Below are 12970 nucleotides of genomic sequence, written 5' to 3' on the forward strand. Positions count from 1 at the left end.
CTTACATATATTTTTCCAAATAGGATTGTCTATAAGCCGAATCCCACTCCATGGAGGCATCGATCTGGTGGGCGCTCATCGCCACCAATCGGCCTTTTTCGTATATGCAATGATGATCGTAAGGGACCGAATCCTTTAAGGCGATATCTAAACATTTAGGTAGATTAGTCGCTATGCCCAAGTTCTCATCATGCATAATCCAATCGATGTGCTTCCAATCCAAAATGCCTTCATTCATCCGAAGGGGCGTCGCAAATTCAAGATGGCTATCGACTTGCGCCACATATAAGTACATCCCGCCAAAACCTGCCCCATCCACTCGCCAAGTCACAAGACCTTTAAAGTGCAAAACATAAGCTGAAATACCCGTCTCCTCGCCTATTTCACGTTCCATGGACGTTCTGGGTTGCTCGCCTTGCTCCACTTTGCCGCCGATGCCATTCCAGCATCCCATCCAGCTTGGTTTATCCCGATTAAGCAGCAAAATTTCATTATTTCGCCGGACAAAACAAATATTATATGTAATGAGCATCTTCAATTCCCTTTACCATAGACTTGGCTTTGCGACCATAAACCACATCATCGACAGTGTAATTAACACGTACCAAATCAATGCATTCCGCAGTTTGTTGACAAGCAAGTTACGATCCTCATGCGGTGCTCGAAGCTGGCGAAGCAGCGGTGAGAAAGCGCGAGCGATAAAATAGAGCGAAGCGACCATGATGAGAACGGTAAGTACGATCCATGATGTTTTCCATGTCCATGAGGTGATCCAAGTTAGAATAATGCCCGTGGCAACAAGTACATGGCCGGCATGTTTAGTGAGGCGAACAGTAATCCGGAAAGGTTCCAAATAGTCGGGAAGCTGATCGAAAGGGGCATTGCGAATTTTAGTTAATAGAGGAAATAAAACAAAATAAGGGCCAATACTTAGTACCACGCTAAAAATATGAAGATATAAAAGCAGTACATACCAAGACAACACCATCATCCATTCTGTAGGGTAGTGGAATTACAAAACAGTGCAGATCCGTAGACCCGCACTGTTCGCTTCCCAAATGATTATTCTGCAAGTTGGAATTCATGCACCCATACTTTCATTTGCGGCAGCCAAGGCATGCCTGGGTGAATAGCCAGAATGCTCTCTTTGTACTCATCAACGGTTTGATGACCTTCCGCTTTCGCATCTTGCTCGGTCAAATCGCCCAACGCTTGTTGATACACCTTCGTTACGGTGTACGATTTTCCTTGCAGCTCCATCTTTTCACCGATGTCTGCATAACGCCCATTGCGTCTGCAAGCTGTTTTTTCACCAGCTAGGACTTTATCTACTTCAGCTTCTTTCGTAACCAAACGGTCAATGGTACAAGTTTTTGGTGGCAGTGTTGTTTCGCTCATTGTATTCCCTCCTTTTTACATTTTTATATTATAGCGAATGAAATGTCCTTTGTCGATTTGGCGGCTATTCGCGAAGCGCTTCTTTCAATTTCGTTGACATCGTGTCGAGAGAACTGGACGAAAGTCGCTTGGCGCCGCGCAGCTTGGCAAGCTCTTGCTTTAATTTCGCATTCTCTTCTTTAAGCCTCTCGATCTCTTTCTTAAGCTCTTCATCATTCATCGCTTGATCCCCAATCCAACATGTGGCAGCTATTTGATCAGTATTCTATACAGTAAAGGCGGCCGGTTTCTTCCCAAATCTCTCCAGGTTCCAAAGACACTAGACCGATTTGTTCCGCGGGAAGATTCACATTTGGCGCATTCACCAAATTCATTTGCGGCTCCGGACAGAAGAAGCCTTCCGTAGCCTCATTGTTCCAGATCATCCACTGTTTATAGGACGTGCCTACATCATATACCAATTTTACACCCACGCGGGAATCTGTCAATTCCATATAGTTGCGTCCATTTTGCGGAGCTGTCGTATAGTGGTTGTCCATCGAGCCGAAGAACGGGTACAGCCCGCCTGCTTTCATCTTTTCTTCCTCAGCAGTCAGCGCTTGGAATTCACCGGTAGGCAGCATCCGCTCGTTGAGCTGCCAGCGATTCCCGATTGTCATTTTGAATGTATAGTCCGACGCTTGGCTGGCAGGAACAAAAGGCGCATTAATAGCCGTATGGAACGCTAGTAAACATGGCATCGCAGTGTTGCCTTCATTATGGATACTAATGTGTTGGTGTAAACCATTAAGCCCAAGTGTATAGGTCAGACGAAGTGTGAACTCATGCGGAAGATAAGCATGAACGGAATGCCCTTCTTTTACTTTCAGCGCAAGTGTCACACGGCTCTCATTCTCGTCGGCTGCGAACTTCTCAACCGCCCATGGAATATTGTGCACAAACCCATGTAGATGATTGCCAGTTTTTTCTTCATTAACCGGAAACTCATAGACGCTTCCCTTCCATGGAAATTTCCCGTCTTCATAACGATTTGGCGGGAAAAGCACCGGAATTCCATGAATGATCGGACGCTCTTTAAACGATTCCATTTCATCCGGAGTAGGTTCATGCAAGAAACGGTAATTCTTTTCTATATCCCTGAATGCAATCAGATTCGCCCCAATTTCCGGCAAAACCGCTGCTTCGTAACGGCCCGCTTGCAGCCAAATGGCTTGTTCCCCTTGATACGTGCCTGCGTAAGCTTTTGTTGTCATCTCAAAGTTCCCTCCAAGTCAATGCCCGCCAACGGGCAGCTTCATTCGAATTTACTTTAATTCATTTATTAAACTAATGTCAATGGACGAAAGTAGCCCACGCATCGACAAATGTGACTTTCTAGCGGCACAAGTAACATGCTAAAAGACCGTCATCCGAATATCGGATGAACGGCCTCCTTGTGAAATCTTAGCGTCTCCAAGCCACTTCGCCTAAACGAAGTTCGTTGCGGAACTGCAGAAGCGATGTGTTTTTATTAATAATCACACATTCCACACCAGCTAGTTCAGCCCAGTCTACCAATTGTTCTGATCTCACGTTGTAGGAGAACACCGTATGATGAGCGCCTCCAGCATAGATCCAAGCCTCTGCTGAATCGCGCAGGGATGGCTCAGGCTTCCAAAGAACGCGTGCCACAGGCAGTTTAGGCATCGCTTTGGCCGGCTGCACCGCATCGACTTCATTGATCAAGAGGCGAAAGCGGTTGCCCATATCAATGAGCGAAGCGTTCACAGCTGCGCCGGACGCGCCATCGAACACAAGCCGTGCCGGATCGGCCTTGCCGCCAATACCGAGCGGATGCACTTCGATTTTCGGACGCGTAGCCGCAATCGTTGGACAAATCTCCAACATATGCGCGCCGAGAACAAGCTCATTCCCTGGTTCCATATGGTACGTGTAATCTTCCATAAAAGAGGTTCCTTTATTTCCTGCGATGATCTTCATCACGCGCGTGAGTGCCGCCGTTTTCCAGTCCCCTTCGCCGCCGAAGCCGTAGCCTTGCTCCATAAGGCGCTGAACCGCAAGACCAGGAAGCTGCTTCAAGCCATGCAAATCTTCGAAGGACGTCGTGAAAGCACCGAAGCCGCCGTCTTGAAGAAAGTCTTTCAAACCTAGCTCGATACGGGCTTGTTCACGAATCGCATCACGGATAGGCCCTGCCGAACGCCCTTCAGCTGTAATATCGTACAATTCGTTATATTCATCCATCAATTGATCAACTTCCGCTTCAGAGATGTCCCCTACGCGTTGAACGAGATCGCCCACTCCATATCCATTGATCGACCAGCCGAATTTAATCTGCGCTTCCACTTTATCGCCTTCAGTTACGGCAACTTCACGCATGTTGTCGCCGAAACGTGCGACTTTCAAACTACGTCCCTCGGTGAACGCCACAGCCGTGCGCATCCATCCAGCAATGCGGCTCAGGACGGCTGGGTCTTCCCAGTAGCCGACAACCACTTTGCGAGATATGCCCATTCTTGCGCCGATAAATCCATACTCCCGGTCGCCATGCGCCGCTTGGTTAAGATTCATAAAGTCCATATCAATGGTGTCCCAAGGGATATCGCGATTGAATTGCGTATGAAGATGAAGCAGCGGTTTGCGAAGCTCGGAAAGACCCGCGATCCACATTTTTGCAGGTGAGAAGGTATGCATCCAAGTAATCAAACCTGCGCAGTTGTCATCGGCGTTAGCTTCAATGCAGAGTCTGCGGATGGCATCCGGCGTCGTCAACACAGGTTTGAAAATCAGCTTGCTCGGAATCGACGGGGCACGATCAATGCCTTCCGTAATTTGCTGTGAGTGCGCTTCTACTTGAAGCAAGGTTTCTGGACCATAAAGATGTTGGCTTCCTGTAACGAACCAAAACACTTTTTCAGATAATCGGGTCATGGCGTACGCCTCCTGTATATGAACAAAAATAACGTCAAATTAATGGCGAGCTTCCTCGCGAATCGAACGAAGACGCTTCATCACGTCATTCTCGCCGCGTCCGAAATAATCGTGCAGCTTGCTGTATTCTTGGTACAGCTGTTCATAAACCGCAACGTTCTCCGGAATCGGTTTGAACGTTTCTTTCCGCACGCGCGCCATCTTCTGCGCCGCATCCACAATGCTGTCGTAGCCGCCTTTGGAGGCGCCTGCCGCTACAGCCCCGAACATCGCCGCGCCGAGGGCAGGCGTTTGCTTCGAATCGGCGATTTTGATTTCGCGATTCGTAACGTCTGCGTAAATCTGCATAAGCAGGCGATTTTTTTGCGGAAGTCCGCCGCAAGCGTAAAGCTCATCGACTTTAACGCCATTATGATGGAAGGCGTCGACGATTTTCCGCGTTCCGAATGCGGTTGCTTCCAGCAGCGTCCGGTAAATCTCTTCCGGCTTCGTCAGCAACGAATAGCCAATAATCAAACCATTCAGCTCCGTATCGACGAGCACCGAACGATTGCCGTTCCACCAATCCAGCGCGAGAAGACCTGTCTCGCCAGGTTTGTAAGCGGATGCATGACGTTCCAGCCACTCGTGCACATTCACACCTTCCTGCTCCGCCGCTTGCTGTACATAAGCAGGAACACCTTGCTCAACATACCAGGCGAAAATATCGCCGACTGCCGACTGACCCGCTTCATAGCCCAAATACCCAGGGATGATACCGTCCTCTACAACACCGCACATGCCCTCAACTTCTTTTTCTTCTGTGCCAAGCAGCATGTGACAAATGGAAGTCCCCATCGCCATGACCAGTTTCCCCGGAGAGACCACGCCCACGCCAGGCACGGCAGCATGCGCATCAACGTTACCAACCGCAATCGCAGTGCCAGCCACTAGTCCCATCATCTTCGCCATCGGCTCTGTGAGTTCTCCGGCTTTCGTTCCAAGCGCAACAACATCGCCGCGCAGTTTCGTTTCAATTACATCCTCAAGCCGAGGATCCAATGCTTTGAAAAACGCTTTGCTCGGATAACCTTCCTGCTTGTGCCAGATTGATTTATAGCCCGCTGTACAACTGTTACGTACAACCTCTCCGATCATTTGTGAAACAACCCAGTCTGTCGCTTCCAGAAAGCGATCCGCTTGATCGTAAATGTCCGGCGCTTCATTCAAGATTTGCCAAACCTTGGCGATCATCCATTCGGAAGAAATTTTGCCGCCATACCGTGGAAGGAACGCTTCCCCTCTTGCTGCTGCAATTTCATTAATGAGATTCGCTTCATCCTGCGCAGCGTGATGCTTCCAAAGCTTCACCCAACTATGCGGATTATCTTTCAGCTCAGATTGAAAACAAAGCGGTTGGCCTTGTTCATCAATCGGAAGCATCGTACACGCTGTGAAATCAATACCAAGACCGATTACGTCTGCAGGATTCACGCCTGAAGCTTGCATGACAGCAGGAACGGATCGCGTGAGCACATCGATATAATCCTGAGGATGCTGCAAAGCCCAGTCGTATTCAAGCTTAATTCCGGAAACAGGCAGCTTTTCATCAATTACATTGTGTGGGTAAGGGGTTACATGGTCAGCAACTTCGGTACCGTCGCTCAAATCGACGAGCACCGCACGACCAGACTCCGTTCCATAGTCAACGCCAATGGCATATTTTTTGGACATGGGAAGCCTCCTTTATCGTTTCTACCCACAGTATAGCACTTGTACATACAAGTTGGCTAGTGTAATTTTACATCCTCAAATTCGCTGGGTAGAATCACGTATAATAAGTTCCGGTTTATACACCTTGCCCTCCAGCAGACTCGATTTATTTTCGATCATATCGATTAAAAGCTCCGCCGCATCGGCTCCGAGCGCTGTTTTCGGATGGGTAAGTGTCGTTAATTTCACCTCAGTCGCAGTAGCAAGCGAGGAATCATCGAATCCGACCAAAGAAACGTCCTGAGGGACCTGCAACCCTAATGTACGTACAGCTTCAAGTAAGTGAACGGCCAATTCATCATTATAACAAACGAAAGCCGTCGGTCTTGCTTCCTCATCTTGCCCCAACATCGTTATAGTGCTTGCATAAGGCTTATCTTTCTTTTCTTCCGTCGTATAATGAATAACAAAATCAGGGGACAGCGGAATTTGCTTGTCGCGGTGCGCACGGATAAAGCCCTTCAGCCGATTGACGCCCTGCAGATCATCCGTCTTGAAAAAACCGGCAATCCGGCGGTGCCCAAGCTCGATTAAATGCTGCGCAGCCAAATAGCCGCCCTCCTCATCATCCACGAGCAACGAGGGACAATTCATTTCCGGGTAACGTTCATTGATCATCAAATAAGGAATATTTTGATAGTCCAGCGATAAATAATAGCTTAAATTCGGATTGCCTTCCGCACTTTTAGTCGGTTCAATGATAAGTCCGCTCAAGGGCTGGCTCATCATCATATGGAGACTTTCCTTCTCTTTTTCCTTATCGTTATCTGTGCTGGAGAGCAGCAGCCTGTATCCTCTGCTTCGCAAAGCCGCTTCAGCGCCGCGAACGATATGCGGAAATATATAATCTGATATATAAGTTGTCAGGATCCCGATGATTTGAACATCTCGGCCTTTTTGAGTTTGGGGTGTCGAAACGAACGTACCCTTTCCTTGGACGCGGTAGAGCCAGCCTTCTTGCTCAAGCTCACCAAACGTTTGACGAACCGTCTGCCGACTCATTTGAAATTGCTCCGCGATTTCATTTTCTGACGGCATTTGATCGTCAGGTTTCAACTTACCGGCATGGAGCCATGATAAAATCTCCTGTTTTAGCTGCAAGTACTTGGGCATTTGCTTTTCTTTCATGATTCACCTCGGGCTTCTGATTCTGTAGGTATTATAGCATTCGACTAACTTGTATGTACATATTTTTGGCGATCCCATTCGCTCAGAGAGGTCGGTAATATCTTCATCCGTAGAGAATTGTGGGTCAAGGGATCTAGTAAATCAAGATCTGACTAAACACGCAACAAAAACCCGTGACTTCACGGGCTCAGCTGTTTTTTTCTAGCTATGATGGCTTGGTAATCGACGGTCATGCCTGCCATAGGAAGAAGATCAAACTGTTCAACCTCGAACATCTCGCTAACGATTCGCAATAGGTGTTCATTCTCATAAAAAGCGAAAAAACGTTGTGGCCGATAACTGTCTTCCTCCCAAATGCCTTCGCTCTCGTATCCGCCATATATGCCCAAATAGATGAATCCTTCCGGCTTCAATACGCGATCTATTTGCACCAGTACCTGATTCAAGCTGGTTTTCGGTACATGAAGCAGAGCATTCATCGTCCAAATCGCATCATAGGAGACAGGTTCCAGCTCTAATTGGAAAAAATCCATGGCAAACGCTTCAAGCCCTTTCCCCTGGCAAATGCGCACCATTTCCTCAGAAAGATCGATACAAGTAACGTCACAACCATTCTTCTGTAAATACGCCGCTTGATGTCCAGGACCGCTCCCGAGATCCAAAATCTTCTTCCCCTGATCGCCAGTTCGCAGTCTGCTCAGAAAGCGATCCATTTCCGATACTTTCCACAGTTCAACTTCACTTCTATCCCTCTGCTCTGCTTGTTGGTCATAGCTTTTTTTTAGAATTTGTTTGACTTGTGTGTCCAAGGGCACCTCTCCTCTTAACAGGATTGAATGCTAGAGTGTCTTCTCAGCAGCCTCAACCAACTGATCGAAATATTCGTCTTCTTCCAATAACTCTTCAACCGCTTCAATATCTTCCTCTTTACCCGATTCTTTGGAAAAATTCAAAGCATAGCTCCAATCTTTACGCGTTTTGCTTTGCAGGGTGATTTCGTAAGGGAGTGGATGTCCTTCTACAGTAAACTCTACATGCCCTAAATAACCATCTTCTTTGCTGTACTCCATAGCGGCTTTGATAACTTCAATCATGTTCATCTTCCTTTTCATCTAGTTTATTGCCTATCAAATCCCTATTTTTCAGCCAACTCCATATCGCACTCATCGTTAGCTGCAAGTTGCTTGTTCCATTCAACACATAAGGGTCATGGTCTCTAAAATAGTCTGCATGTCCTCCCACAATGGACAATGTCTCTCGATAGACGGGTGCAAATTTCAAGCTATTCCAACGCAAGCCGCCAAAACGGCTTCGCTCCCAACCTCCCCAGGAGCCGATAAGAGGAACAGGATCTATCGATCTTCCTAACGGATTAACACCCCTCAGGTAAAGAACTTTCTCTTGTAACGAGACAGGAACAGTGCATCTGGGAGATCCGATTTGGACGACGCCGATGATCTGACTTCCCGCTTGTTGCAACTGCTCGGCAGCTTGGACTGAAGCCACAGCTCCTCCGCTATGTCCGATCAGGAGCAGGCGATCTTCGGGTAAGCGTTCCTGAGAGATCACATTAAATAATCTCTTCCCTCCATATCGGGAACGTCTCGGACGAGTTGCAAACCAAATATCGCTTCCGATTTCATGCAACTGCAACCGGCCTTTTCTTGTCCAATCTCCATAAGGAAATTGCACAACCACCTCAGGACTCCAACCCGCTCCTTCAAAACGTCTTGCCAATTCACTTTCAAACACGTGTAAAAAGTTAGGGGCCGTTGCATAGCCAGCAGATATGTATATGAAAATTCGCTCTTTCACTAGCGGCTTCATGATTGGCCTCTAATCCTCTCTACGGTATACATTTATGTGCGCGGCTTTGCTCGATGGGTTGGTAACGCAGCCATAGGATCTTCCGGCCAGTAGTGTTTGGGGTAACGGCCTTTCAGATCTTTCTTGACTTCAAAATACGCATTGCGCCAAAAGCTGGCCAAATCTTTCGTCACCTGAACGGGACGCTGGGCTGGCGAAAGCAAGTGAAGAGTTAGCGGCACTCTACCCCTAGCAATTCGAGGCGTTTCTGCCAGGCCGAACATTTCTTGCAATCTCACAGACAATGTAGGTGACTCGCTATTGCTATAGTCAATCGGGATTCGTGATCCGCTTGGCACTTGCATATGTGTAGGCGCCATTTCGTCCAGCCATCTCCGCTGCTCCCAGCTCAGCATTTCTTCAATAATATCAGCTAGCTTAAGACGCTGGAGATCCCCTCTGCTCTTCATGCCATACAGGTGGGGACCCAGCCAATCTTCCAACCCCGCAAGCAATGCGGATTCACTCATATCCGGCCAAGTGCCGTCAAACCAATTCAAAAATGAGATGCGCTGCTGAAGCTGCCTGCTGCTGCGAGACCACGGCAGCACTTCCAACGATTCTGCCCTTATTCCCACTATCAGTGCTTCCAGCAACTGTTCAGGCGGCGGCTCCCCCAGTACGCCTTCTTTTAGCGTCAAGGCCCCAAGCCTCACTCGTTGTCTGGCTTTGACAGATTGGGTCTCGTGATCCCACTTAACCTCTTGCTCCCTTGTCAACCGATCTTCAAATATGCGCAGTAGCTCATCTTCCTGAACGGGAGCAGCCAGATACACCCGGCTGTCAACGCCGTGATCATCCAGTTCTGCTGCTGCGAGGTATCGCTCGTTCGAAAGTGTTTGCAGCTCCGGCAGCACGGCTCCTCGCCCGCTGCTGAGCAGGAAACGTCCGGTCGATCGCCGCTGTGCGATACGATCGGGGTAGGCGAACGCGAGCAGCAAACCGCTCGCGTCTGCCTTTTCCTTACCGCTCGGCCGAATGCCGAGCGAGATCTGCAGCGCCTTGGCTTCGGCCGCAATGCGGCTGCACAAGACAAGGTCAACGCCCTCGCGCTGCTCCTGCCCGGCAGCGTGCCAGAGCACTTCGATGCGGGTGCGCACATCCGCATCGCGATCCTTCGCAGCGCGCATGAAATCGCGCTCGCTCAGCATCACGGCGAGCTCGCACGCCATCGCGCCTAGCTCAAGCGGCATGGCTTGCAGCACCATGTGCGCAAGCCTCGGGTGCAGGCCCAGCTCCGCAATGCGCCTGCCGTGCGGCGTAAGGCCGCCGTCTTCGCGCAGCGCGCCGAGCTGCACAAGCAGTTCCCGCGCCTGCTGGTAAGCAGCAGCAGGCGGCGGGTCGAGCCAGACCAGCGCAGCGGGGTCCGTCACCCCCCAGGCGGCCAGCTCCAGCGCCAGCGACGCGAGATCCGCTTCGCGGATCTCCGGCGTGCCGCTCGCCGGCAGCTGCCGCTGCTCTTGCTCGGTCCACAGGCGGTAGCACACGCCTGGACCGAGCCGGCCAGCCCGGCCTCTGCGCTGATCCGCAGAGGCCGCTGAAACGGGCACTGTCGTTAGGCGCGACATGCCCGTTCGGGGCGAGAACCGCGGAACACGCATGAGCCCGCTGTCGATAACGACGGTGACCCCTTCTACAGTCAAGCTCGTTTCTGCAATGGAAGTCGCTAAAACGACTTTCCGCATGCCTGGCGGGCAGGCAGTTAAGGCCTGATCTTGAGCTTCCTGAGCAAGATTCCCATAAAGCGGCGCGATTCCCACGTCTTTACTGACCTGAGCACGAAGAGCAGCTTCGACACGACGAATTTCTGCCGCACCAGGCAAGAAAACAAGCAAACTGCCTTCATGATGCTGAAGAGCATGCTGGATGCTTTTCACAACAGCAGGCTCTATTTTCCCCTCCACCTTGCGATCAAGATAGTGTGTGGCTACCGGGAAGGCTCGCCCTTCGCTGTAAATAACCGGTGCATCATCCAGCACAGCCGCAACAGGCTTGGCCTCAAGGGTTGCAGACATCACAACAATGCGCAAATCTTCTCGGAGCAGGGTTTGGCTTTGCCTACATAAGGCGAGTCCCAGATCTGCATGTAAACTCCGCTCGTGGAACTCATCGAATATAACAACGCCAACCCCTTCCAGTGCAGGGTCATGCTGCAGCATCCGCGTAAGCACTCCCTCTGTAATCACCTCAATACGGGTATGCGCTCCCACTTTGGTATCGTTTTTGACGCGATAACCTATCGTTTGCCCCACCTGCTCCTTTTGTCGGCCTGCCATATACCGGGCCGCAGCACGGGCCGCTAATCTCCGCGGTTCCAGCATTATAATTCTCTGACCCTGCAGCCATGGTTCATCAAGCAGCGCTAAGGGGACTTGGGTCGTTTTACCAGCACCGGGTTCTGCAACTAATACGGCACATCGATGGTGAAGCAGCGCTTGTTTTAATTCCGGTAAAACCGATTCAATCGGTAATGATTTCATAAATTGTCTACTCCGGTATTTCTATCGATTATTGGACAGCTTGCGGAACACCGTTCATTTTACCCTTTCCACTTCATTAATGACAGGAATACTGAAAATAAATAGCCAAAGTGTTCTCGCCGAAGTTGTCGAATTCCTTACCCAAGCCTGTTCCAAGCCCGCACAATCGTGTATACTAGATGAGAAACTGGTCACTAAAGGAGAATATTAACATGAATGTACATGAAGCGATAACGAAGCATTCTACTGGGCAGCACCTTCATTTGGTTCGATTCGCAGAACTGGAAGAGCAGCGTGAGCAAGCGATCGATGCTTGTGTCAATCTTTGCCGACGCGGTCTTCCTTTCTCAGTTGATTCCATCAACGCCATTACCGCCCAAATCATCGCCCATGCCAAACAAGGCATATCTCCGCTTCGTTCGTATGTAACTGAGGACATGGTGCGTGATTACGTTAACAAAGGGTAAGGAGAAACCGTTCGATGGGGATTTTAACTTTTATTTCCATGTTGATCATGGGATCAGCATTCAGCGCAGGCTTCCTGCTTCTATTCAAGCGTAAATTTGCACTTGGCATTCTGTTCATAGTGCTTTCCATCGTTTGTTACATCGGTTATGCCTATATAGCTAACAAGTACTTCGTGTAAGCTATCCGTCTGAAAGAGCCGTGCGGAATGACCGCCTCGGTTCTTTTTTCGTTTAGGCGCTTATCCAATTGTGCTTCCGCAGTGTCTGGAACAGAAGTTCGTAGTAGGCAGCCGGATGCGGTACCAGTTCGGAAAGCGAGATGAGCTTCCTTGTAGCGACTAGTTGGCCATTGTCCATTAATTGAACCCCTTCCCCCTCGATAGAAACGGTTTGTCCATGTATCAATTGTTCGAATGCCTTTACATTCACTGCATAAATACCGCTAACCTCTTCAGGCTGCAGCTTATAAGCATCCAATGGTTGATCGCATCTGTAAACAAATACATGGCAAAATTCACGATCGATCAGCTGCTCCGAAATGAAATCCTCTTTCGTAAACAAGCCGCATGCAATCAAATCTCCGAAGTCGACTTTAAGCCCAAGCTCCTCCTCCAACTCTCTGACCCCATCACGAACTTCTTCGCCAGCCGCTAAATGTCCGGCAGATGAAATGTCAAGCAAATTGGGAAATAAATCTTTATCCGGCGATCTTAATTGCAACAATAGAACGGGATCAGCGGACTCACAGCTGACGATCCAGCATTGAAATGTGCGGTGCCACAGACCTTTTGCATGCACTTCTGATCGAGGCGCGACTCCCTGCCAATTCATTTGCTCATCATAGATGTCAAACTTCTCTTCTGACTTCATCACGAGGTTCATTTGCTCCCTTCAGCCTTATGTCCACGCTTCCTTATAGAAAAACCGTTAGATCTATTTCTTGAAACT

15 protein-coding genes are annotated in these 12970 nt (G+C 49.3%); 2 read left to right on the top strand and 13 right to left on the bottom strand.

Going from position 1 to position 12970, the window contains the following annotated elements:
* Position 1 precedes the first annotated feature (1 nt).
* From ABRS97_RS05840 to hrpB, 12 genes are all read right to left on the bottom strand, one after another.
* Positions 2–532: an NUDIX hydrolase gene (locus ABRS97_RS05840; protein WP_367811976.1), complete on the bottom strand. Its 531-nt coding sequence runs from the start codon at positions 530–532 to the stop codon at positions 2–4.
* A gap of 12 nt (positions 533–544) precedes the next feature.
* Positions 545–988 carry a hypothetical protein gene (locus tag ABRS97_RS05845; RefSeq protein ID WP_367812848.1) on the bottom strand — a complete coding sequence of 148 codons (444 nt, stop codon included), beginning with the start codon at positions 986–988 and terminating at the stop codon, positions 545–547.
* A gap of 74 nt (positions 989–1062) precedes the next feature.
* On the bottom strand, positions 1063–1398 hold the full coding sequence (locus tag ABRS97_RS05850) for an ASCH domain-containing protein (protein WP_367811977.1): 336 nt from the start codon (positions 1396–1398) through the stop codon (positions 1063–1065).
* 64 nt (positions 1399–1462) lie between these two features.
* Positions 1463–1618, bottom strand: a complete 156-nt coding sequence (locus tag ABRS97_RS05855) for a hypothetical protein (RefSeq protein WP_367811978.1) — start codon at positions 1616–1618, stop codon at positions 1463–1465.
* 37 nt (positions 1619–1655) lie between these two features.
* The gene (locus ABRS97_RS05860; RefSeq protein ID WP_367811979.1) at positions 1656–2651 is read right to left on the bottom strand and encodes an aldose 1-epimerase; all 996 of its coding nucleotides are present in this window, start codon (positions 2649–2651) and stop codon (positions 1656–1658) included.
* 190 nt (positions 2652–2841) lie between these two features.
* Positions 2842–4329 carry an L-arabinose isomerase gene (araA, locus tag ABRS97_RS05865; RefSeq protein WP_367811980.1) on the bottom strand — a complete coding sequence of 496 codons (1488 nt, stop codon included), beginning with the start codon at positions 4327–4329 and terminating at the stop codon, positions 2842–2844.
* Positions 4330–4368: 39 nt separating this feature from the next.
* Complete coding sequence (locus ABRS97_RS05870) at positions 4369–6042, bottom strand: ribulokinase (RefSeq protein WP_367811981.1); 1674 nt, start codon at positions 6040–6042, stop codon at positions 4369–4371.
* Between the two features lie 75 nt (positions 6043–6117).
* Positions 6118–7209 (bottom strand): GntR family transcriptional regulator, encoded by a 1092-nt coding sequence (locus ABRS97_RS05875; protein ID WP_367811982.1) that lies wholly within the window; start codon positions 7207–7209, stop codon positions 6118–6120.
* 179 nt (positions 7210–7388) lie between these two features.
* Positions 7389–8018, bottom strand: a complete 630-nt coding sequence (locus ABRS97_RS05880) for a class I SAM-dependent methyltransferase (protein ID WP_367811983.1) — start codon at positions 8016–8018, stop codon at positions 7389–7391.
* Between the two features lie 30 nt (positions 8019–8048).
* The gene (locus ABRS97_RS05885) at positions 8049–8303 is read right to left on the bottom strand and encodes a hypothetical protein (protein ID WP_367811984.1); all 255 of its coding nucleotides are present in this window, start codon (positions 8301–8303) and stop codon (positions 8049–8051) included.
* Entirely contained in the window at positions 8296–9036 is a 741-nt protein-coding gene (locus ABRS97_RS05890; protein WP_367811985.1) for an alpha/beta hydrolase family protein, read from the bottom strand. The genes ABRS97_RS05885 and ABRS97_RS05890 overlap by 8 nt, the downstream gene beginning before the upstream one ends.
* Positions 9037–9068: 32 nt before the next feature.
* Entirely contained in the window at positions 9069–11555 is a 2487-nt protein-coding gene (gene hrpB, locus ABRS97_RS05895; protein ID WP_367811986.1) for an ATP-dependent helicase HrpB, read from the bottom strand.
* Positions 11556–11767: 212 nt separating this feature from the next.
* Here hrpB and ABRS97_RS05900 point away from each other — a divergent pair, with 212 nt between their 5' ends.
* The gene (locus ABRS97_RS05900; RefSeq protein WP_367811987.1) at positions 11768–12022 is read left to right on the top strand and encodes a YpbS family protein; all 255 of its coding nucleotides are present in this window, start codon (positions 11768–11770) and stop codon (positions 12020–12022) included.
* A gap of 14 nt (positions 12023–12036) precedes the next feature.
* Positions 12037–12201 (top strand): hypothetical protein, encoded by a 165-nt coding sequence (locus tag ABRS97_RS05905; RefSeq protein ID WP_367811988.1) that lies wholly within the window; start codon positions 12037–12039, stop codon positions 12199–12201.
* A 52-nt stretch (positions 12202–12253) separates the two neighbouring features.
* Here ABRS97_RS05905 and ABRS97_RS05910 read toward each other — a convergent pair whose 3' ends face one another.
* On the bottom strand, positions 12254–12892 hold the full coding sequence (locus ABRS97_RS05910) for an NUDIX hydrolase (RefSeq protein ID WP_367812849.1): 639 nt from the start codon (positions 12890–12892) through the stop codon (positions 12254–12256).
* Positions 12893–12970: the final 78 nt, after the last annotated feature.

It is taken from the genome of Paenibacillus tabacirhizosphaerae, from assembly GCF_040812395.1.
Classification (GTDB): domain Bacteria; phylum Bacillota; class Bacilli; order Paenibacillales; family NBRC-103111; genus Paenibacillus_E.